20 protein-coding genes are annotated in these 23,588 nt (G+C 39.7%); 4 read left to right on the forward strand and 16 right to left on the reverse strand.

Annotated features, from left to right (window positions below):
- Positions 1–102: 102 nt before the first annotated feature.
- The 7 genes from NST80_RS08060 to NST80_RS08090 form a co-directional block, all read right to left on the reverse strand.
- The gene (locus NST80_RS08060; protein ID WP_073688807.1) at positions 103–1,947 is read right to left on the reverse strand and encodes an APC family permease; all 1,845 of its coding nucleotides are present in this window, start codon (positions 1,945–1,947) and stop codon (positions 103–105) included.
- A gap of 66 nt (positions 1,948–2,013) precedes the next feature.
- Positions 2,014–3,276, reverse strand: a complete 1,263-nt coding sequence (locus tag NST80_RS08065) for a folylpolyglutamate synthase/dihydrofolate synthase family protein (protein ID WP_342504594.1) — start codon at positions 3,274–3,276, stop codon at positions 2,014–2,016.
- A gap of 162 nt (positions 3,277–3,438) precedes the next feature.
- Positions 3,439–3,687: a KH domain-containing protein gene (locus NST80_RS08070; RefSeq protein WP_073685868.1), complete on the reverse strand. Its 249-nt coding sequence runs from the start codon at positions 3,685–3,687 to the stop codon at positions 3,439–3,441.
- Between the two features lie 11 nt (positions 3,688–3,698).
- Complete coding sequence (rpsP, locus tag NST80_RS08075; protein WP_002884675.1) at positions 3,699–3,971, reverse strand: 30S ribosomal protein S16; 273 nt, start codon at positions 3,969–3,971, stop codon at positions 3,699–3,701.
- Positions 3,972–4,134: 163 nt separating this feature from the next.
- Entirely contained in the window at positions 4,135–5,514 is a 1,380-nt protein-coding gene (locus NST80_RS08080; RefSeq protein WP_084869348.1) for a hypothetical protein, read from the reverse strand.
- Between the two features lie 111 nt (positions 5,515–5,625).
- Positions 5,626–6,804 carry a GHKL domain-containing protein gene (locus NST80_RS08085; protein WP_342504595.1) on the reverse strand — a complete coding sequence of 393 codons (1,179 nt, stop codon included), beginning with the start codon at positions 6,802–6,804 and terminating at the stop codon, positions 5,626–5,628.
- A 309-nt stretch (positions 6,805–7,113) separates the two neighbouring features.
- Positions 7,114–7,851, reverse strand: coding sequence for a LytTR family DNA-binding domain-containing protein (locus tag NST80_RS08090; RefSeq protein ID WP_013991018.1), 738 nt, complete (start codon positions 7,849–7,851; stop codon positions 7,114–7,116).
- Positions 7,852–8,064: 213 nt separating this feature from the next.
- Here NST80_RS08090 and NST80_RS08095 point away from each other — a divergent pair, with 213 nt between their 5' ends.
- Positions 8,065–9,336 (forward strand): matrixin family metalloprotease, encoded by a 1,272-nt coding sequence (locus NST80_RS08095; RefSeq protein WP_013991019.1) that lies wholly within the window; start codon positions 8,065–8,067, stop codon positions 9,334–9,336.
- A gap of 775 nt (positions 9,337–10,111) precedes the next feature.
- Complete coding sequence (gene tehB / locus NST80_RS08100; RefSeq protein ID WP_045001527.1) at positions 10,112–10,990, forward strand: SAM-dependent methyltransferase TehB; 879 nt, start codon at positions 10,112–10,114, stop codon at positions 10,988–10,990.
- Positions 10,991–11,073: 83 nt separating this feature from the next.
- On the opposite strand, the gene NST80_RS08105 is transcribed toward tehB, so the two are convergent.
- Together NST80_RS08105 and NST80_RS08110 are read right to left on the reverse strand one after the other, a co-directional pair.
- Positions 11,074–11,826: a DUF4767 domain-containing protein gene (locus tag NST80_RS08105; RefSeq protein ID WP_014632747.1), complete on the reverse strand. Its 753-nt coding sequence runs from the start codon at positions 11,824–11,826 to the stop codon at positions 11,074–11,076.
- 95 nt (positions 11,827–11,921) lie between these two features.
- Positions 11,922–12,971: an LLM class flavin-dependent oxidoreductase gene (locus NST80_RS08110; RefSeq protein ID WP_118172321.1), complete on the reverse strand. Its 1,050-nt coding sequence runs from the start codon at positions 12,969–12,971 to the stop codon at positions 11,922–11,924.
- 548 nt (positions 12,972–13,519) lie between these two features.
- Between NST80_RS08110 and NST80_RS08115 the strand changes: the two genes are divergently transcribed.
- Positions 13,520–14,347, forward strand: coding sequence for an exodeoxyribonuclease III (locus NST80_RS08115; RefSeq protein ID WP_002884246.1), 828 nt, complete (start codon positions 13,520–13,522; stop codon positions 14,345–14,347).
- Between the two features lie 72 nt (positions 14,348–14,419).
- Complete coding sequence (locus tag NST80_RS08120; RefSeq protein ID WP_118172319.1) at positions 14,420–14,899, forward strand: QueT transporter family protein; 480 nt, start codon at positions 14,420–14,422, stop codon at positions 14,897–14,899.
- A 37-nt stretch (positions 14,900–14,936) separates the two neighbouring features.
- Here the strand turns inward: NST80_RS08120 and NST80_RS08125 are convergent, their stop codons facing one another.
- The 7 genes from NST80_RS08125 to NST80_RS08155 all read right to left on the reverse strand — a co-directional run bounded on the left by NST80_RS08125 (position 14,937) and on the right by NST80_RS08155 (position 23,583).
- Positions 14,937–16,565, reverse strand: a complete 1,629-nt coding sequence (locus NST80_RS08125) for a hypothetical protein (protein WP_118172318.1) — start codon at positions 16,563–16,565, stop codon at positions 14,937–14,939.
- A gap of 108 nt (positions 16,566–16,673) precedes the next feature.
- Positions 16,674–17,660 (reverse strand): WYL domain-containing protein, encoded by a 987-nt coding sequence (locus tag NST80_RS08130; RefSeq protein ID WP_183138265.1) that lies wholly within the window; start codon positions 17,658–17,660, stop codon positions 16,674–16,676.
- Positions 17,661–18,131: 471 nt separating this feature from the next.
- Positions 18,132–19,145, reverse strand: a complete 1,014-nt coding sequence (locus NST80_RS08135) for a diacylglycerol kinase (RefSeq protein ID WP_013991028.1) — start codon at positions 19,143–19,145, stop codon at positions 18,132–18,134.
- Positions 19,146–19,154: 9 nt separating this feature from the next.
- Positions 19,155–21,113, reverse strand: a complete 1,959-nt coding sequence (gene ligA / locus NST80_RS08140) for an NAD-dependent DNA ligase LigA (protein WP_118172316.1) — start codon at positions 21,111–21,113, stop codon at positions 19,155–19,157.
- Positions 21,114–21,162: 49 nt separating this feature from the next.
- Positions 21,163–21,672, reverse strand: a complete 510-nt coding sequence (locus tag NST80_RS08145) for a QueT transporter family protein (protein WP_096832652.1) — start codon at positions 21,670–21,672, stop codon at positions 21,163–21,165.
- A gap of 89 nt (positions 21,673–21,761) precedes the next feature.
- Positions 21,762–22,721, reverse strand: a complete 960-nt coding sequence (locus NST80_RS08150) for a YihY/virulence factor BrkB family protein (protein WP_045768785.1) — start codon at positions 22,719–22,721, stop codon at positions 21,762–21,764.
- Between the two features lies 1 nt (position 22,722).
- Positions 22,723–23,583 carry a methionyl aminopeptidase gene (locus tag NST80_RS08155; protein WP_004183173.1) on the reverse strand — a complete coding sequence of 287 codons (861 nt, stop codon included), beginning with the start codon at positions 23,581–23,583 and terminating at the stop codon, positions 22,723–22,725.
- Positions 23,584–23,588: the final 5 nt, after the last annotated feature.

A 23,588-nucleotide genomic window follows, 5' to 3' on the forward strand; every position in this document is an offset into this window, starting at 1 on the left:
TTCGCTGGATTTTTCTAGCAAAAAATGAGATTTCCTAGCTACCTAAACCTCAAAAAAAGCGAAGACTACCTTTCATATAGAGGTTATCTTCGCTTATATTTTTTAGTCTTTCAAGTGGTAAGAATAAGATGAAACCACAATATTCTCACGCCATTTGAGATAATATTTCAATCGTAAACTCATTTGGTTGTGAAGCATGGTTTGCCATGATTTTTTAGGTACAAACTGAGGAATCATGACTGTCAAAGTCGCATTATCCTTCTCAGCTTGAGTGGCGACCTCGTCCACATACTGAATGGTTGACTGAGTGATTGAGCTGTACGGTGATTGGATATGAACCATCTCAATTTCAGGGAAATATTTTTTAAACTCTTGTTCAGTTTCCTTGTCCTTGTTCTCAGTATCCTTAGTAGATACATGCATGGCGATAACCTTGTCACCAATAGAACGTGCATAGGAAATAGCTCCGATATTAGCCTTGGTAACATTCCCAACAAGGATAAGAACAATATTTCCTTGATAATGGTGTTCTTCTACCGCTCCATCAATACGCAACTGTTGAGCAACACCATTATAGTGTTTTTTAATCTTAAGGAACATCCACATCAAGATTGCAATAATCGGGAAGAATGGCCAGATATCTCCTAAACGGAAAAGGAAGAGAATGAGAACGATAGCATAACAAATGAGGGCACCTAAGATATTTGCTAAAGAGTGTTTCCAGAATCCCTTACCATATTCACGAATCCAATGGATGACCATCCCCGTTTGAGAAAGAGCAAATGGAATAAATACACCGATGGTGTAAAGCGGAATCAACCGTTCCGTATTTCCTCGGAAAATAAACAAAAGGGTAATGGCACCAATTGCAAGTGTCAAGATCCCATTAGAGTATCCCATACGTGCACCTTTTTCAAGATACATGTGAGGCATGTATTTATTTTTCGCCATATTAAAGGACAACATCGGAAAGGCTGAAAAACCTGTGTTAGCTGCTACTGCAAGAATCATAGCAGTAGAGAATTGGAAAATGTAAAATAGAATACTACCAATCCATGATTGACCAAGAATTTCTCTAGCCATTTGTGACAAGATAGTTACTCCTGCATGAGGTGTAATACCTGTCCACCAGTTGAGAAAGGTAATTCCCGCAAACATAGCCCCCAAAATGCTAGACATGATAAAGAGGGTTGAAGCTGCATTTTTGGCCTTAGGTTTTTGAAAGAAAGGCACCGCATTAGAAATGGCTTCTACCCCTGTCAATGAGGCAGAACCTGAGGTAAAGGCCCTTAAAATAAGAATCAATGACACCCCTGTAATGGGTTGTCCTAAATGAGCTGTGGCTGCATAAGGCATATGACCAGTTAAAATTTGAAAGAAACCAAATCCCAACAAGAACAGCGTCGAAACAATGAAGAGATAAACCGGTATCATCAAAGATTTTGCCGATTCACGCATTCCCCTAAGGTTCATAACCATCAAAACAAGCACCAAAATCATTGATATCTCAAGATTGAAAGGATGAAGGAAGGGAAGGGCTGAAGTAATGGCATCTGCACCTGAGGCCACTGAAACAGCAACTGTCAACATGTAATCGACCAAAAGACTGCCACCAGCTATCAAGCCAAACTTAGGAGACAGATTTTCCGTCGTTACCATATAGGCACCACCACCTTGAGGATAGGCCTTGATAACCTGTCTATAAGAGATGGTAAGGCTGGCCAAAAGGACGAGAACCAAAAGCCCAATAGGGATTGACCACCAAATAGCCGCACTAGATACAGCTGTCAGAACCAAGACGACTTGCTCTGGACCATAGGCGATAGATGAGAGTGCATCACTCGACAACATGGCCAAGGCCTGAATCTTGGACAATAAGTGTTCATCACCACTATCATCATGAGTTAAAGGTTCACCGATTAAAATGTTTTTCAGACGTTGAAACATTGCGATCTCCTTGCTTTTAAAACATACGATGGTTATTATACGCCCCTAAATGTCATCTTTCAAGTCTTAAACATCACTTGCCTGCTCTAAAACCCATTTTCTGACCTGAGAAATAAAGTATAGAGATCCCGTAATCACATAAAGTTTCTTATTGTCAGTCGTTACATGTTCTTTAATCCATGTTTTGAAATCTGGTACCTGCTTATAAACCTCTGGGTATTTATCTAATTTAACACTGTTTGGATAGTCAAAACTCGTTACAGTCAAGTCACCAACCGATTTTAGTTGAGCCAGCATACCATCAATAGGCTTGGTGTCAATAGCCGCAAAGAGAAGTTCAATCTCCTTATCTGCATGTTCTGATTGCAGCAAGTCAATCAAAACTTTAACACTCTCATTATTATGAGCACCATCAATCATGAGATTAGGTCTTAAAAATTCTGTTCGACCTCGCCAATTGGCATGAGCTAGTGCGTCCTTTATGAGTTTAGGAGTTACTTTAGGATAATCTTTTTGAAGCAATAAAGAAGCCATAATAGCTAAACTAGCATTTGCTACTTGATGTTGACCAGCCATGGCCAAGGCTATATCATCTAACCTTTGCTCCCCATAGGTAAAATCAAAGGAATGACTAGACCCTTCAGCTGTGAAACCTCTCCCCAATTCATAGGTCTTGGACCCTTCTTCACGCGCCTTCTTCTCGAAAACATCTCTAACATCAGTACGGTCAGTCGCATAAATAAAAGGAGCCCCATTCTTCAAAACACCAACTTTTTCTGCTGCAATTTCAGCATGGGTATTTCCCAAAATAGCCTGATGGTCTAAACCAATCGAAGGGCAAAGGACTGCCAAAGGCTTAAATAGATTAGTCGAATCATGAAGGCCGCCCATTCCAGCTTCAATGAATGCGATATCAACAGGATGGACCTGACCAAAATAGAGGAACATCAGGACTGTGATAATTTCAAACTCTGTCGCATTTTCATGCTCTGTCTCTTTTGGTAGACGTTCAACCACAGGCTTCACACGACTAACCAAGTCAAGTAAGTCCTCTTCTGAAATCATCTGACCATTAAGAGAGATTCGTTCCTTGAAGTCGATAATATAGGGCGAGGTAAAGGTTCCAACTTCATAGCCTGCCTGGGTAAAAATTGTTTGTAGGGCATTGACTGTAGACCCTTTGCCGTTTGTTCCCACGATATGCACAGCCTTGAGATTATCTTGTGGATTTCCCAATTCTTTAAGCATCCAAGCCATACGCTCCAAGCCAGGCTTGATGCCAAATTTTAATTGTCCATGAATCCAATCCAATGCTTCCTGATAAGTCATAATTACTCCTTTTTTGGCTAATGCTTCAACTTAGTCATTAAACTGACCTTTAAACTAGATTCCTAGTTTTTCCTTGAGCTTAATGAGTTGACGTTCTTATTATACCAAAGACTTCTAGTCTATAACCAAAATATGCAAAAAAGGCAACCCTAGGGTCACCTCTTAAGCTTTCTCTTTTTCGTCAATAACAAGACGAACTTTTTTACCTTGAGTAGGTACCGAATAGACAATCGCTCTTATCGCCGTAATAGTACGTCCTTTTTTCCCGATAACACGCCCAATATCGGCTGGGGCAAGATCAAGATGGTACTCCAAATACTCAGGACCGTCAATGATTTTGATGGTCAACTGATCTGGTGAAGCAATTAAAGGTTTAACGATAGCGATAATAAGATTTTCAATGGTATCCATAGGCTAAAAAATTATTTTGAGAATTTTGATTCGTGGAATTTCTTCATAACACCTTCTTTTGAAAGGATGTTACGAACTGTATCTGAAGGTTGTGCACCTTTAGACAACCACTCAAGAACACGCTCTTCTTTAAGTGTTACTTGGTTTTCTTCAACGAGTGGGTTGTAAGTACCAACTGTTTCGATGAAACGTCCATCACGTGGAGCACGTGAATCTGCAACGTTAATACGGTAGAAAGGTTTTTTCTTAGAACCCATACGAGTCAAACGGATTTTTACTGCCATTTTTAATATCTCTTTTCTTTAGTTTTTTTATTATGGTGAGGGCTCTTATCGCCCCTCGACCTTAACTAGTATACCATATAATTTTTATGTGTCAAGAAAAAAACTTGACAGACTTAAATTTTCTATAAAAAAAATTAGAGTTTGACTCTAACTTCCTTTTAGACTATTTCTTAGTTGTGGTCTTATGATTTTTTTCATAAGCTACTTTTGCTTCAGCATATTGAGCTTCTAAACTCTTAGCAGCTGCCTTTGACACTTTCTCATAAGCATCACGACTAGTCAACTTGCCATCCTCGTTGTATGTAGAAACAACCAAGGTATCTTTATTTACAGTATAAGACTTGGTGCGTTTTCCTTTACGGTAGAGTCGGTAGTTATCTACGTTATCCGAAATATAGTAATCTACTAGATTCTTATCTGCATTTGGATAAAGTTGCGAGACAACTTTAGTCAACTCACGCTTAAATTCTGAAACTTCTTTAGTATAGGTAATAGATTTATTCCACTGATCAACAACTTGATATTCCTTCAAATAATCTGAAGCTGTAAAAGTAGGCTGATCCTCCTCACCTTCTTTATAGAAGTAAGAATGCGTTTGTAAATTATTAGAATGATCAACTTTAAGGAAAGAGACGTAAATTTCATCTTTATCTTCATGTTCTTTCAGAGCATTGGTTAACTTACCAGAATTCTCGTCCAAGACCTTAGACGATTTTAATTCCCAAGTTCCCTCAATGTTCCCCGAAGCATTACGCCAAAAACCGTATACACCACCGACAAGCAACATCAAAACAACAGCAACAAGACTAGAAATCAAGGCTCCTTTGCCCCAATTTTTGGCCTTTTGCGACTTTTGATTAGCGTTTTGAATCGTTTCTAGAAGACGAACCTGACTTTCCAATCTCTTTTCCAATTTGGCAACTGTCTGTTCTTCCTTAGATTTAGCTTTGGAAGCTAGCTTTTCGGCTTTTTTCTTATCACGAGCAGCTTGACGAGCAATCTTCTTAGCTGCCTTTTCTTCCTTACGATCAAGTTTTGTCAAATCCTCAGATAATCCAAGATGCTGTGCTTGGTTACTGAAAACTGGAATAGCTTGATTAGGTTCACTCAAGGTATTAACAGAATGATTTCCTGCATCTGGACGAGTTGGCGCATAACTTGCCAAACGTTCCTTAGCCTCTGCGACGCGTTTGCGCTGTTCCTCTTCCTTTTGAATATCCTCAGCCTGACGGCCCGACTGAATGGTTCTTACTTGACCAACAGTCTCTTGAGATAGGGCCTTTCTCTTTTCCTGGGCCGCATTTGCCATAGCTTCTTGCGCGTTGTCACGCTCTTTCTGAGACTGAGCTAGTGCTCTGGCGGTTGCGGTTCCTTCTTCAAACTGTTGGTCAGCTGCTGATTCACCTTGATCAGCTACTTGGTTAGCCTCTGTACCTTCAGAGAGAACAAACTCTCCTCGTTCCAAGGCCTCTTTGAAGTCGATTGGTCTTGGTTTTCGGCCATTAACAGCCTCAAAGTACTCTAACCATTCGTCTTTCAACATAATAAATCCCCCTGAATTAAAAAACACATGATTAACTTCCCTATTTTACCATACTTTTTAACATAAAAATAGGGATTAACAAGAATTCTAAAAATTCTTATTAAGTCCCCATTAATCTTCTTTTGGTGTAATAGACAATAATTGAACAAAACGGTGTTGTGCTGATTCTGTTTCAAGCGTGACGTTGTCGTATCTGAAGAGAATCTCCTCGATATTTGCTAAGCCCAAACCACGACCTGTTCCTTTCGTTGAAAATCCTCTTTGTTTCAAAGGAGCTACATCAATAGAAGCTTCCTTAGTTGAATTTTCAACAACAATAACTGATTGATTTTCCATCTTAAAGATAGCAATAGATAATTTTGGTTTATCTGCTAATACAGTAGCTTCAATAGCATTATCACAAAGAATTGATATGATTGTAATCAAGTCGAGTGGACGCATATCTGTGAAGAAGACCCCCTCTTCAACCTCCACATGACATTGAATACCTTTATCAAAAGCCTCAGCCACTTTAGATGATAAAAGACTCTTAAGTGGCATATTGGTCACACGAGTTAATTTTGCCAAATCAAACTTTTGCTGATTCAGATCTGATGCAGAATCTTTAAGGACACTGTCATAAATCATCTTAATCTGGTCAATGTCTTTCATCTGAATGGCTTCATTAAGCGAAATCATGACATTAGTATAGTCGTGACGGAAACTGCGTAACGTTTCGTAAAGGCTTTCAACCTGCTCAGAATACTTCTCTAGGTCATCCAAGTGACGACGATTTTCTTTTTTTCGCTCATTTTCAAAGTACTCATCTGCATATCTATTGACACTGTAAACAGCATAAAGAATCGCAATATATCCAATCAAGGTTATAATATGGCCAGCATAGTACAAATCAAAGAAACGCGAAGCCACAACTACGGAATAGTTCAGAATCACATAACTAATCAAAACAAAGTTAGTGAAGAACATAATCCGACCAAATTTGCGATCTCGTTCCAAGACCCTCAAATATTTAAAATCAATATTAAGAAGTTTGGAAAGAGCAACAAATGTTGGAATAATTAAAAGGTCAAAGAAAATAAAATAAAGATAACTTTTGTTAAGAAAATCCGATGTGATACCAAATCCTGGCATCAAAAAGTAGGCATAACCATTAAAAATCAAAAGATAAAGAACAAGAGGATAGAAGGCATAAAACGCCAACATATTGGTGGTTCTTTCCTTGCCATAGAAATAAGCATAGAAAAGAAGGTAGAAAGGTGTCATAAAGGACAAACCGACATTATATGACATCCCCAGTATTCCCCCTATACATTCAACTAGGAACGCAATAGGAAGAATCATACGTGGTATCCTAACCAGGCTAGTCTTTTCGTAAATCCACTGTATAACGATGAAATGCAAAAGAAACTCTAATGCAATTTGTAAATTGAGTATCATTTAATGGTTAGCAACTTCCTTCTAAAGATTCTAAATAAACAACAAAAGGTCATACTGCTATTCTATCATAATTCCTGATAATAAATGAGATAAAGTTGAATAGTTATCCCTAATTTCAGAAAAATTTCAATAACAATTAAAGAAAAAAGGAGAGCTAAAACTTTAACGGTTTTTCAACCGTTCCAAAAATTCCTTTTTACGTGTGCGCGAGAGCAGACAAGACTCATCACCCTCAAAAAATACCATATTAGCTGTACGATCAACGCTGGCGACATTGCTAATATTGACAACAAAGGAGCGATGCGTTTGGAAGAAAATGTCATCCAACTTTGCTACTTCTGCAATCTTTCCATAGAATTCTACCAAGTTTAACTTGGTGTGGGCAATCAACTTATGGGGTACCGGAGCTGTCTCAATATATAAAATATCTTCATAAGGAAGATTGACATCATTTTTATCTGTTTTGACAGTTAGGCTCTGAGCCTTAGTTTCTTGTTCAACCTGTGACTGAGCAAAATCTAATAGTTCTACTAGGGCTCTCTTAAGATCCACATCGTCCATGGATTTATCTACAAAATCAAGGGCTTGAATCTTATAACGAAAGGTCAAAGGCATAAATTCGGAATAGGCCGTTACAAAAGCAATTTGTGCCTTTAAATCTTCTTTTCGAATCTCCAAGCCAATATCTAGTCCCTGCTTGGTCTGATTCTTGAGGTCAATATCCAAAAGATAAACCATGGATTTACCTGAGTCCCTGTCAGTATCTAACAATTCCTGACCCTGCTCATAAAAGGTAATCCCATCAACAACGGCCTTCGACTCCTCAACTGCTTCGTCCAATAAACGACTAACACGATGACGCTGCAAGGCATCATCTTCAAGGACGATAATAGAAAGCATCTTATTTCCCTCTTTCTTTCTAATATACTTTAATATACCTACCTAACATTTTATCATAATTAATCGGATAATATTCCTTTTTTTACAGCATAAAATCTTTTTAACTCACCACATTTCATTTATAAAACAATTGTTATCTCCTTGTCATTTCATCTTCATTTTTAGGTGTTATCATGAGAACTGTTTTTGTTTGATATTAAAAAGGAGAAAGTTATGTTACGTTCATTTAAAACACAAGGGACTAAGACAAAGACCATCTTGACCCTTGCAACTGTCGGTATCATTAGTGCTTTTCTTGTGGGAAGTCCTCAGCATGCCTCTGCGGATCAAACCTATGTTTCAGATCCTAATCAGGCTCTGACATTTTCCGAACTTGAAACAGCTACAAATACAAATATCATCGCTCAAACAGGTGTATCTAGTGAAACACCTACTACTGTGACTACTGTGTCACATACCTCTGTGGATGGTCTTCATACACATGAAAATGACTATGAACAAACTCCCGCAAATACTACGACTTTTGAGGAATTGAAACAAGATAGTCAAACAGCTAATAGTACTGTCGACAGCCAGACTGGCAGCAAAACCTATGAGACTAGAATTCCGACAAATACAGATAGCAATCAGAAGGCTGTAGAAAATCAAGCTGAACCAAAGACCGAAACTGTTGCTCAAGCACAAACCTGGTCAAATGATGGTGCTACATGGGTGTCAACAGAAATTAATAATGGTAACGTTCATAAGATTCTATCTACTTATATTCCAAAACCATTAACACCTTCTACAAAACCAACGACAACAGCTACACCGAAACCTAAACAATCAACTCCTGCTGTTAGTCAACCTAAAAAAGTGGCCACAGTCGCTAACAAACCTAAAACACCTACAACTCAGCCTAAGAAACCAACAACGACTGTCACTAAACCTACAGCTCCTAAAGCCACTCCTATCCAACCTGCTAAACCAGTGGACCGAGTTGCTCAAGTATGGCAAAAGAATAACGAACTGGTAAAAGAGAATTACGACACTCCTCACTGGTCAAGTAAGGAAGCAACAGTCTTCATCAATGCTAAGAATCCTGAAATCGTGAACGCCTACAAACAAGCTATCACTTCTTGGAATAACACTGGTGCCTTTAATTTCTTGCTCACTAACGATAAACAAAAAGCTAACATCATTGCTGATGAACGTTATGAAGGTAATGTAGCAGCTCCTCTTGGGGTTACCTACTCTACTTACTACCTCCCAACAAAGCAATATAGTAATGCTACTGTTTACTTGAATACCTTCCATGTTCAAAACAATTATTATCAAAAGAATGGTGGAAAACTCCTTAACACTGCGCAACACGAATTAGGACACTCAATTGGACTTGAGCACAACAGTGCCGTTGCCTCTGTAATGGAACCTAAAGGTGGTAAGACAAGTATCCAACCTGTTGATATTAACAATGTTAAGAAACTCTATAGCAAGATTGTCTAAGTTCTTACACTATTACTACAATTCATAAGCAGACCTATCAGGTTCTGCTTTTTTTATACAGGTGAGTTGACCATTCAAGACTAGAAAATGACTGTTCATGATTATTTCTTACATATTTTAAAAATACGTAAGATTTTCTTCGTTTTTTTTGGTAAAATAGAAAATGTAAAGAGAGACCGGATGAGTTATAGAACTCAACTTTGTTAGTTTTTGCTCATTATTCTCATAAACAGAATAACATAGTCTAGGAACCCTTCTTAACATTTATACCTATCTTCCCCAAACACTTTTCCCCCATTCCTAGATTTCCAGATCTCTCCTAATAAAGAACGTCTAGCAACAGCAGCTAGGCGTTTTTTAGTCTATTAAAGCACATAGTCGTTGGTATTAGCTCACTAGATTAGTAATCGTTCAAAATAATTCTCACAAAATTACCATTCAAGACCAGAAAATGACTGTTCATGATTGTTTCTTACATATTTTTGATATATGTAAGTTTTCTCTGGTTTTTTTGGTACAATAGATAATGTAAAGAGAGATATAATGAGCTGTAGATAAGCGTTTTGTCATTTAAAATTTATTATTCTCATAAACATTTTCTAAATAGTCTAGGAACCCTTCTTAACATTTATAACTATCTTCCCCAAACACTTTTCCCATTCCTAGATTATCAGATCTCTCACAAGAAAAGCGTCTAGCTCACCCGGCTAGGCTTTTTTTCTTTTTCCATACTTTTGCTATAATAGAGCCATACCGTTTGAAAGGAACTCATAAAATGACTATAGATCAGCAACTTCTTTGCTACAAACGTTTACCAAACTGGACAGCTACAACACTTCCGGAAATGGTGACGCAAAAACACAATACTAAGGTGGGAACTTGGGCTAAATTGACCATTCTATCGGGATCTCTTCACTTCTACGAATTAGACGAACAGGGAGAGGTTACTGCCGAGCACCTCTTTACCCCCGAGACAGAGATTCCTTTTGTTGAACCACAAGCTTGGCATCGCATCGCTGCTGCTTCAGATGATTTGGAATGCTATCTTTCTTTTTACTGTAAGCCTGAGGACTACATGGCTAAAAAGTATGACACTAGGGCCCACTCCGAGGTTCTTGAAGCTGTCCAATCTGGCCATATCAAACCTGGTCGCACCCTTGACCTAGGCTGTGGTCATGGCCGTAACGCTCTTTATTTGGCATCTCTTGGGCATGATGTTACAGCCGTTGATGTTAATAACGAAGCTACACAACGCATCCAAATGATTGCAGATGAGGAAAATTACAATGTTAGAGCTGGCTACTACGATATCAATGCTGCTGCTCTTCCTGAGTCTGAGACCTTTGATTTCATCCTCTCAACAGTAGTCTTTATGTTCCTTGATCCGGATCAAATTCCGGCTATTATCAAGAATATGCAAGAGCGTACTGTCGTCGGTGGTTACAATCTAATTGTCTGTGCCATGGATACTGAGGAACACCCTTGTACCATGCCTTTCCCATTTACGTTTGAAGAGGGAGAGTTGAAAAACTATTATAGTGACTGGGAGTTAGTCAAGTATAATGAAAATCTTGGTCACCTTCACCGTTTGGATGAATATGGCAATCCCATCGCCCTTCAATTTGCAACCATGTTAGCTAAGAAGGTTAAATAAGAGCGAATGACTGTAGAAGAGCTGAACACAGCTTGACTTGTCTTCAAAGTAAAAACTAGGAACCCAGTCGGATTCCTAGTTTTTTAATTGTTTACAATGTCTGCATATCCTGATTTAAGGTCTGCATTTTCTGTTTCTTTGACATAATAGACACCACCATTGGTAGTTGGTGAATAAAGCACAAAGGGAGTCCCATCTTTTTTAATGGTGAAGAAATAACGGTGAACAGATACATTTTCCCATCTCTCGTAAACCGAAACAATGGTATACTCAGAACTGCTATTACCATTTGCGGCATAAGTAGCATCCACAGTCTGGTTATGGTCTGACATCCAACGGATAGGCAAGGAAGAGGCTTCATTGGTAATTTCTTTGTATCCAGGCTGATTCATCTGATTGCCCCAAGAAACCATCAAACTAGCAAGTCGACTAGCTTTGTCATTGGTCCAACGTGGATTTTCAGTATAGGCTTCCTTAGCATGGTTAGCATCAGGTGTGTCAATACTTGCACTGCTAGATTCACTTGTCTTCGTATTTCCGGCCAATGAAGTACTTGATGTGGCACTAGCCTTCTCTGTCGATGAAAATATCGAGCTAGCCACTGTGGCAGATGACTTGGTCTGTCTGACGTTCTTCATTGAACTAGAGACTAGAGTCAAGCCAATACCAACGACGATTGCTACTAGAGCTCCCAGAAGAATATAGATATAATTATAATTTTTCGAGATTCCAATAAGGCCAGACTGATAAGCTAATTGCAGTTCATCAGGTTTGGGTTTCCGCCCTTGAACTTGCTCAAAACGACTTATCCATTCTGCTTCTGACAGCTTTCGCATAATTTTCCTCTTCTCTTTATCAATTATCTTCCATCCTATCATAGAACAGTGATGATGACAATAGTAGAGAGAACTTGAGGTTTACCTTCAACCTATTATCCTTTATTTTCAAAATAACGACGAACAATCGGCGCCACTTCTTCACCATAAAGTTTAATAGCCTTTAGAACGTCTTCATGCGGCATAGAACCAATTGGGAGATGAAGCATGAAGCGATTTAGCTGTAAATCCTCAATAATACGAATGATTTTTTGAGCAACGTGAGCAGGGTCCCCAACGAACATGGCTCCGTTTGGTCCAACACTAGCATAGTACTGCTCTTTAGTCATTTCAGACCAGTGTGGGCGATCCTTAGCAATGTTATCCACTGTTTGTTTTGTTGGATAAAAATAATTCTCTATCGCTTGGAAATTATTTTCTTCAATCCAACCCCAAGAATGAGCAGCCACCTTAAGTTGTTCATCCGAATAACCATTTCGAGCACCTATCTCCTTATAAACCTCAACTAATTTTGCAAAGGCCTTTGGATTTCCTCCAATTGTAGCATAGGCAATTGGCAGACCTTTTTCCGCAATTTGAATGGTCGACTCAATGTGACCACCTGTCGCTACCCATATTGGAAAATCATCTTGGACTGCTCGCGGATACACAGGGCGATTGTCAACAGATTGAGTATGCTTACCTTGCCAAGTTAAATTCGTTTGCTTTTTCACTTCCAGAAGCATGTCTAGTTTTTCATTGAAAAGTTCATCATAGTCTGAAAGATCATAGCCAAAAAGTGGGAAACTCTCAACAAAGGAGCCTCTACCCGCCATGATTTCTGCACGGCCACTTGACAGAGCATCAATGGTTGCATACTGCTGATAGACACGAACCGGATCAATAGACGACAAAATGGTTACTGCACTAGATAAACGAATTTTCTTGGTATTGACAGCACCTGCTGCAAGAACAATTTCCGGTGCCGATACCGCAAAGTCTTCACGGTGATGCTCTCCAATCGCATAAATGTCTAGTCCAACTTGATCCGCCAATTCAATCTCTTCAACGAGTTCTCGAATACGTTGGTCATGAGAGATAGCTTTTCCAGTTGATTCTAGGAGGGTTGTTTCTCCAAAAGTTGAAATGCCAAGTTCAATCGTCATAAATCTTTCCTCCAGTGATTCTTTTATTTGTTATGAGAACAAAATTATCACTAATTAGTGATACATACAAATAAAAAAGCCTAAGACTCTATTTTCCAAGAAAGGCTAATAGGGTTAGGCAGAAAAGGAGAACTAAAGCACCCATGACCACTAGGAGACTAAGCTTATAGCCTAGGGGATTTCTAGGATTTAAACTGGTTCCAAGACCACTCCTACGAAGGACAAATAAGGGTTCTGAGGGAGATTGATTAAGGGTGTAATGCAAGAGATACCTTAAGCAAAATAGAAAGTAGAGACTCATCCCTGGAAAAATGGCAAGGGGAAGAATCATTCCCTGTGACCACCAAATCATGATTGTAAGAATGATTTGTATCAATAAGAGAGCCCAAAACAAGTAATAAATGTAGGATTGCTTTTTCATTAATATATACCTCTCAATCTAAGATAAGTATACTCCTCCTAGCTTCCCTTATCAAGCCCATAACTCGCCTGACACCTTATTTTCTGCTACAATAGATAGGAAAGACTCAAAAAAGGAAACTGTACACATGAAATTAATTTCTTGGAATATTGATTCCCTAAATGCCGCCCTTACTAGTGATTCTGCACGTGCTCAATTATCACGCGCTGTTATCGACACCTTGGTCGCTGAAAATGCAGACATCATTGCTATTCAAGAGACAAAACTGTCTGCCAAAGGTCCGACTAAAAAGCATTTGCAAATCTTGGAAGACTACTTCCCTGACTATGACAATACTTGGCGTTCATCTGTCGAACCTGCCCGTAAAGGTTATGCTGGAACCATGTTCTTGTATAAAAAAGAATTGAATCCAGTCATTACTTATCCTGAAATCGGAGCACCGTCAACCATGGACTGTGAAGGACGCATCATCACTCTTGAATTTGACAATTTCTTTGTGACACAGGTCTACACACCAAATGCTGGTGATGGCCTCAAACGTCTGCTTGAACGTCAAATCTGGGACGAAAAATATGCGGATTACCTAGCTGAATTGGACGCTCAGAAACCAGTTCTTGCGACTGGTGACTACAATGTTGCCCACAAGGAAATCGACTTGGCCAACCCTTCAAGTAATCGTCGTTCGCCAGGATTTACTGATGAAGAACGTGCTGGTTTCACTAACCTCCTTGCAAAAGGTTTCACAGATACCTACCGTCACCTCAATGGCGACGTTACAGGAGCCTACACATGGTGGGCCCAACGTAGTAAAACATCTAAAATCAACAATACAGGCTGGAGAATTGACTACTGGTTGACTTCAAATCGTATTGCCGACAAGGTCACAAAATCAGACATGATTGACTCTGGTGATCGTCAAGACCACACACCTATTGTCTTAGAGATTGATTTATAAAATAACTCTAGACCTAAATCACAAAAAGAGTAGACCTGCTACTCTTTTACTATGCCCAATTAAGGAGAAATTATGAAAACCAAACTTAATACCACTCAAAAGCTCGTTCTGTCAGCTATTATGATGGCTCTTTACATCGCTATCCTCTTTGTGTCTCAAGCCATTTCCTTTGGTGCGATTCAAATGCGTCTGGCCACCGCTTTATATGGATTAACCTACATCTTCCCATTTTTGGTATTCCCAATTAGTCTAGCTAATGCCATCGCTAACTCTTTTGGCGGATTGGGATTGATTGACGTGGTTGGTGGTTTCTGTGCTAGCTTTTTAACAACCGGTAGCATCTACCTCATCCGTAAAGCTAAGTTATCTAGCTGGTTCATCATCCTTCCAATCCTACTCGTTCCTGCCTTAGTGGTACCAATCTGGCTTAGTGCCTTGCTCAAACTTCCTTATTTTGCTCTCGTTATTAATCTCCTCCTGGGACAATTAGTTCCTGCGATTTTGGGAGCAGTCCTTGTACGAGAGTTAGCTAAACGAGGATATAAAGACTGACAAACAAAAATATCTCTGCACATTGCAGAGATATTTTTTAGTAATGATATGCTTTCTTGTAAGCTTCTCTTGGTGTCAGCTTGTCACCAGAGATAAGCAAACGGTAGTCAACATTAGTAGGATCTTTTTGATACTCATCAACCCAATCTTGATTCATTTCGAGGTAAAGATTATAAGTTCCCAACTCAGTCGAAACAGTACCTACCTTGTAAAAATCTTTATAACGCTTTTGGTTATCTGTTTTTTTCAATTTTTCATATCGATAATAGGTTCTGGCAAAGTCTGTGAACTGGTATTCTTTCTTATCTTTTCCAGAGCCAGTTGTGACTTCAATGGTGCCCTTGTTATTTGTCAAATGCAAATCATAATCATAATCATTGTGACTATTCACTTGGAAGACGCCTGAAGTAATATCACTATCATCAGAGAATGTCTGAATGTCAGCAAACTTAGCAGCCTGCCAAGAAGCAGGGACTCCTTCATATTCACCATCACTCTGGAGACCTAGAAGTGACCAATAGTGACCGAGATAGAAGGTATTAGACTTCTCACGATCTGTCACCAGTTCACCTACCATCTTAAGGTTTTCAGCACCCAGACGGTATGGGTTAGAGAGATAACCAAAGACTGGGAAGAAATAAATGATGACTGTAAAGGTCAAGAGGGTCTTCATATTAATCTTATTGATAGCCCAGAAGAAATAAGCAGCTGAGAACAAGAGAGCGTAAGCAGCACCGTAGCTGAACTTATGCGCATGGGCAATCAAAAGTAAAATGAAGAAAATAGGTTGAATAGGACGGACCTTGTGATAGATGATAGAGAAAACATCCTCCTTGTCTTCCTCAGATTTGAAAATCAAGGACAAGACAATGGTCAAGAGTACAAAGAAGGCGCCAAACCCGAAGCCAACATCATTTGGACGGAAGAAATAAGCCAAGATGGACATGTCCATCACCAAAAGCCAGACAGATGCAAATTTGATCATGTTGTTACCAAATTTTGCAGCCGTTTGACTAGGTGCCTTTAAAGGTACCTCGAAGGCCTGTGCAAGTGCTCTTTCTTTGGCTTGACGTTCGGCCTCTATTGCTGCTTTCATTTCCTTAGTACGGCGTTCCTTTTGGAACAAATGGGCAACCTTGGTCGGTTCATCTTGCCTTGACTTGGTGATACTCAAAAAGAGTAAATACTGCATGGCAAAGATAAGAGCTGTGTTCCCACCGTATTCTAGGAAGGAACCATTCCAAATACTAGAAACAACTGCAAAAACGATATAACCTCCAATTGAGATTAAAACCGTCAGGAGCAAATGAATCCAACGATAGCGGTAAGTGTATTTATCAGTTGTATCTCGCCTCAAAAACGTGTCACGTGGGTAAAGATACCAGATAACGAAGATAAGTTCAATGGCTTGAACCGCTGTTAGAAAACCAACGTAGTTGAAGCCAAAAACGGCTGCTACCACATTGATGAGATAGGAAATAATAGCCAAAACTCGCAGACTGGTGCGCTTAGACAAAAGTCCAATAGTCATCAGGGTGATAGTTGAGAAGGCAGAAAAACCAGCGCCCATCTTATTATCAAAGATAAACACATTGACAAAGGCAAAAATCAAGATTCCTAAAAGAGTTAAGACTTGTTTTTGCATTTCTTTTTTCTTTTCTTTCATATTTTCCCTCCTTATGGAAATGATAACGTTTCCGTACTCCTATTTTAACACAATTGTACTATTTTTGTCAGATTTAAAAAGGCCTTCGGATAAGCGAAGGCTTTTTCATTAGTTATCTATTGCTTCAATCTTGAGGAAAACAAAATCCCCATCAAAGCGTTGAATATACTTTTGAAAACCTAATAAACTAAAGGTTTCAATCTCATAACGGACCTGATCAACACCATCACTAGTGCTTTCTTCAAGCAATTTTAGTTTTGGAATATCGGATTCCAAGACATCACGGTAAAGTCCTTTATACTCAAAGGTAATTCGAGCCCACTCGTTACCAGAAAGCATTGAGAAAGCTTGATAGCGCACCTGCTCATCTGTAATAAGACGTTCTTTTTGTTCTGGACTGAGCGTGAAAGCCAAATCATTTTCAGATTTGTGAATGGTCTGGAAACGATCTACACGGAAATAACGGATTTCAGAGAACTGATAATCACAAGTAAAGTTATCATCCAGTTTGTAAGAAATACAGTAAAAATAATGGTTGTCAAAAATGACTGAAATTGGAAAGACCTTATATTCCTCCACTTTTTCTCCTGGCTTACGGTAACTAAAAGACAATGGACGTTGGTCCACTATGGCATCGAAAATAGCTGAAATAGCTGGTAAGAGTGACTTATCTTGTTCCTGATAAATCTTAAGCTCTTGATAACTATCTAATTCTAGCTCAGTCAATCGCTTGATTCGTCTGCGCTCCTTGTCGTCTACAGCCCTCTCAACAAAGATGTTGATTATCTCTGCTACTTCATCCTTTCGAAGGGCACGACTCTCTAAAAGAATCTTAGAGAGGATAACTGCCTGATTGTATTTAAGGTTACCGTAGCCTTGTTCATACTGAGCATGATAGGAACCGTATTTTCTGGAATACTTAACCTTCATATTTGGACGGAGTTCAGTCAAGTTCTCCTTGAGCTCACTCACATCCTCTTTAAGCGTACGCTCACTGATACCAAAGCGAGTTAGGTAGTCCGTTTTTGAAATGTCATTTCCCTTTTCCAATTCGGACATAAAGTACAAGAGACGTTTGGTTTTTGATGCTGTCATTATAAAATCCCCCTCTATAATCAAACCTCTTATTACTAAAAAATTGCTGTCTAGTTATTAATTATCATAGATAGTCATCACCAGTGGCCACGAGCCACAGAATTATAACTCAAATAATAGTCCTTTTTCTTTTCGTTATACTCATAAGAAGACCGACATCCAGCTCACACTTAAGAGTATCAATGGCAAAACAAGGGTCAAAAAGAAATGTCGCTTTTCAGCTTTTTCCTCCTGAAAAGCAGATTCAAACTCTGGCCCTTGATTACTAAAAGCCGACTCGAAAGCCTAATCACCATTCTTTCGATGATCATCACTTAAATAACGTTCACTTTCTTTATTAAACAAACATCTACTCCTCTAAATATTCTATATAACAATTTCCCAGTTTTTTCTATTGTAACAAATGAAAGCGTCATTTTCTACAGAAATACTTAAAAAGCAACCTGTCTTAGGTTGCTTAATGGTTTAACATTAGTCATTCTCAATTTTTTCAGCTTCTGTACTGAATTTTTGTGCGATGGCTTCAAGAGCTAATTCATCTGTATCTGGAAGAGTGATGGCATCATCAGAAATCTCATCAATATTTGCATAGAATTCAATGTGATTTTTAAGGTTTTGAAGCTGGATAGGTGCATCACCACCGTATTCGCCATCGAGGTTAATCATCATACGATCATCACTTAGAGGCTCAATATACAGCGAGCTCGTTTTGATATAGGAAATTCTCTTATCGTAGATGTGTTTACCACCTTGGAGAACCTGACGAATAAGGTCTACCAATTCAAAGAGGTTGGCTGTCTTAACCATGATTAGTGTAAATTTACCATCATCCAGTTTAGCATCTGGGGCAATCGTTTCAAAGCCACCAACTGAATTGGTCAAGGCAACAAAAATCATGGAAAGACCACCTTCAAAGACACCCTCATCATGCGTAATGCGGACAGGAACCTTCTTAACTTGTGGCAGCAACTCTGCCCCCTTAACAAGGTAAGCCAAATAACCAAGGACTGTCTTTAAGCGGCTAGGCACACTATAAGTTAGTTCCGTAAAGGAACCCGCAGCCGCAATATTGATGAAGTATTTGTCATCATAGGCACGACCAATATCCATTTGAAGGGTTTGATTTTTAGCAATAACCTTGGCTGCTTCTACAGGATTCCCTCTTGGAATCTTTAAAGCGCGTGCAAAGTCATTTGTTGTCCCCGTTGGAATAACCGCCATTTGTGGGCGCTTTTTGAGTGGGGCAATCCCAGAAACAACCTCATTGATTGTTCCATCGCCACCTGCAGCAATAACTAAGTCAAAGCCTGCTTTGGCTGCACGAGTGGCCTCATTTTTTGCTGAGTTCTCATCTGGTGTTGTTTGAAAGGCTGACGCTTCAAAGCCAGCACCTTCCAGAATATCCAAGACCTCGGCAACATTTTTTTTCATAATTTCTTGTCCAGATGTTGGATTATAAATTAAGCGGGCACGTTTTTGTTTCATATTGAACTCCTATAAATCCAGCAACCAAGCCTCATCTTTTACGTCAATTCCTAGGCTTTGTGCTTTTTCCAACTTACTTCCGGCATCACTACCAGCAACTACTAAATCTGTTTTCTTAGAGACAGAACCTGTCACCTTAGCACCCAGAGCTTCTAATTTTGCCTTTGCTTCACTACGTTTAAGATGCTCCAATTTTCCTGTCAAAACAACTGTCTTACCAGATAGGATGGCATCATCTGCTACCTTTTGCCCAAGGTAGGACAAATTAACTCCATAAGTCTCCAGTTCTTTCATAAGAACTTGAGCTTCTTCCTTGGCAAAATAGCGCTGGATGGATTTGGCGATAACCCCTCCTAAACCATCTACAGCAGCAATTGCCTCGACATCTGCACTTGCTAACTCTTTTATACTGCCAAAAGCTTCTAGCAACTGCTTACTAACCTTGGCACCGACATGACGAATACCCAAACCATAGAGCAATTTCTCCGCAGAATTTTCTTTTGAGGCTTGAATGGCTGCATAAAGTTTTTCAGCAGACTTTTCCTTGAAACCTTCCAATTGGAGGAAATCTTGACTGTTCAATCCATAGATATCAGCTACATCTTTAACCAACTCAGCTTTAAAGAGCTTTTCAACCACTGAAGGTCCCATACCTGCGATGTTCATGGCATCACGAGAGACAAAATGGATGAGGCCTTCCTTAATCTGAGCAGGACAAGAAGGATTAATACAACGTAGGGCAACTTCATCTTCAAAATGTAAGAGACCACTGCCACAAGATGGACATTGCGTCGGTACTTCCATCGGCTCTTGCGTTGTACGCTTGCTTTCTACTACACGAAGTACTGCAGGGATAATATCACCAGCTTTGTAGACAATAACGGTATCACCGATACGAATGTCTTTTTCAGCAATATAATCCACATTATGAAGAGTAGCTCGACTTACCGTTGTCCCTGCTAATTGCACCGGAGTCAAATTAGCAGTCGGCGTTACTACACCCGTACGACCTACCTGCCAGTCCACTGAGAGAAGCTCTGCTTCCTTTTCCTCAGCAGGGAATTTATAGGCAATGGCCCAACGTGGTGCCTTAACTGTAAAACCTAGCTCTTCTTGCATGGCTAAACTATTGACCTTGATAACAACGCCATCAATATCGTAAGCCAAGTCATCACGATCCTGACCGACAGCTTGAATAAAGTCCCAAATTTCATCCATCGATGATGTGACAATACGTCGTGGATTAACAGAGAAACCTAGTTCTGCCACTTCATTCAAGACATCATTTTGTGTGAGACGCTCCGTTGGACTCGCTTCCTGATAAAGGAACGTCGCCAAACGACGCTCTGCAACCACTTTGGTATCCAACTGACGAAGGGTTCCGGCTGCTGCATTACGTGGATTGGCAAATTCGGCTTCACCGTTCTCCTGACGCTGGATGTTGATGCGTTCAAACTCAGCCCGTGGCAGGTAACACTCTCCACGAACGGTAATATTAAGCGGTTGGTCCAACTTGAGAGGAATGTCAGAGATACGCTTGACATTTTCAGTGATATTTTCACCGACAGAACCATCACCACGTGTCGCACCTACCTGGAGAACACCATCCACATAGGTCAGCGAGATAGAGAGACCATCAATTTTGAGTTCAGCCATATAATCAGCATTAGGAAATTCGGCCTTCACTCTCTGATCAAAGGCATCCAGTTCTTCTCGTGAAAAAGCATCCTGCAAACTATAAAGCGGATACTCATGTTGATATTTTTCAAAACCATCAAGGACCAGACCTCCCACACGATGCGTAGGACTATCTGCTTGAACATATTCAGGGTGCTCAGCCTCCAAAGCTACAAGCTCTCGATAGAGCTTATCGTAGTCTGCATCTGACACCGATGGATTATCTTCCGTATAATACTCTTTTGCATACTGGTTAAGTTTAGCAACCAGCTCTTTCATTCGTTTTTCCATAGGAACATTTTAACATAAAAGCAGAAAAAAACGCCTTTACAGACGTTAATTAGGAAACAAAATCAATGACTTTGGCCAATTTCTTAATAAGAATTGCACCAACCAAGAGAGAAGCCAATTCTCCCATAGCAACAGTGAACCAAGTTGCCCAAAATGGTGCTTGAGTAACTAGGGTCAACTCAGCCGCAATCGTCAACATGAAGAATGAGAAGTAAAAGGCAAAGAAAACATGAGACTTGTCAAAAAGGCCACCTAAAATGTCTTGGTTTTTAAAACGGTCAAAGAAATAAACACCTGAACCGACAAAGACCAATGTTGATAGGCTTCCAACAACCACATCAATCATGTTAAAGCTAAAGAAATTAGCAATCACACAGCCCAAAGTAACGGCAATGATATACTTGCGATTATAAAATCCTAAAAGATTGAACATTTCTGCAATTCGGAACTGGTAGGGACCGTAGGAAATTAAGTTAAAGGGTGGCACGACAGTCAAGACCACATAAAGGGCTGCCACAATAGCAATATGTGTTAAATCACGAACAGTTTGTTTTTTCATTTTTCCTCCATAATCAATGTTTTTATTAGCTACGAAAAATCAATAATCCCGTCAAAAGAGCCTGGATCTCACCAAGCTCTTTTTATCATCTAGGAATCATCCTCATGTTTTTTGTGTTTTTTGCTATCACTACCATCTCCAGAAAAACTCTGAATAATAGTAATCACATCTCCTCTTCTACTTTTTAGTTCACCTTGTCTAAGCTCTTGATAGGTCGCATTAAAGACGGCACCCAAAATCAAAATTCTGGCCAAGAAGATGAACCAAAGCATGAAGACGAAAATCATAATGGATCCAAATAACTTGATGTCAACCAATCGACTCAAGGTACGAATCACGTAGGTTCCAAACAAGTTGCTTAAATAACCAATCACTAAAGTCGTAAAGATAGTCCCTGGCATAACATAGCGGATTTTTCGAATCTTCACATTCGGAAGCACGAAATAAAGCACCATCATTCCCAGGAAGACAACTGCAATACTCAGAGGTTGAATACTATTTAGAATAAGCTGGGTCATCTTGGAACCAATAGGATAGGTCTGATTGACAACTCGAAGGACCGACTGAATAATCGTGGACAGCATTAGTGCAAAGGTGAGCAGGAACAAAATGACCAGACTCATGAAACCACCGATAATGTGACTAATAAAGACATCACGGTGTTCTGAAGCACCATACACCTTGTTAATCGCCTTTTGAAGGGAAGACAAGGACTTAATCATAGTCCAGAATCCCGTCAAAGAGGCAACTCCCAACAACTGTCCAGAAGGTGTCGAGAAGATATCCTGAACAACGTTGGCTGCAGGTGCATAAAACTGCTTAGGAAGATGCTCATTCATAAACTTCAATAGATCAGTCGTATCAATATTCAGATAGGGAAAGACATTGGCCGCAATGACTATGAGCGGAAAAACCGTCAAAATGAGATAGTAAGCCACTGCGATAGTTGAAATGTCTATCTCTGCACTACGATAATGCCTAAGATAAACCTGCAAAGGGCGCCACTGGAGTTTATCCAGGAGACGGGCCATTAAGCCTTGTCGTTTCATATTAGTAAGTTCTTTCTTCGCCTTGAGAAGTCAAAATTACTGGACCATCCTTAGTAATAACAAATTGGTGCTCATATTGACATGAAAGTCCACCGTCAAGAGTTTTGTGAGCCCAACCCGTTTCAAGGTCCGTATCAATTTCCCAAGTACCAGTGTTAATCATTGGCTCGATAGTCAAAACCATTCCTTCTTTGAGACGGAGACCTCGTCCGGCTACCCCATAGTTTGGTACCATTGGCTCTTCGTGCATTGTTGGCCCAACTCCGTGTCCAACCAAATCACGAACAACACCGTAACCACGACTTTCAGCGTATTCTTGGATAGCTGCCCCGATATCACCGATACGGTTACCGACTACCGCTTGTTCAATACCAAGATACATAGCCTCACGTGTTACTTCCATAAGTTTTTTAACTTCGTCAGATGGCGTTCCAATCGCATAAGCCCAACATGAGTCAGCCAAACCGCCAGAATATGATTCCGTGTATTTTTTAACCTGAGCAACATTATCAAAATCCAATTTTGACACATCGAGAACAGACTTATCAATAGGTTCTGACAAGACCATATCAACTTTCAAGAGGTCACCGTCTTTCAAAATATAGTGACGTGGAAAGGCATGTGCCACTTCGTCATTAAGGCCACAGCATGTCGCATAAGGGTAATCCATAATACTTCCCTCAACACCAATCTGAAGGGGAAGAACATTTTCTTCTTTACAACGACGACGCACATACTCTTCTACTTCCCACATGTCTACGCCTGGTTTCAAGAGATCACGTAGACCAATGTGAATACTAGCAAGAAAATCCCCTGCCCTATCCATTGCTTCAATTTCACGTGCTGATTTTAATGTAATCATTGTTT

The organism is Streptococcus sp. FSL K6-1323 (genome assembly GCF_038630745.1).
Classification (GTDB): domain Bacteria; phylum Bacillota; class Bacilli; order Lactobacillales; family Streptococcaceae; genus Streptococcus; species Streptococcus salivarius_D.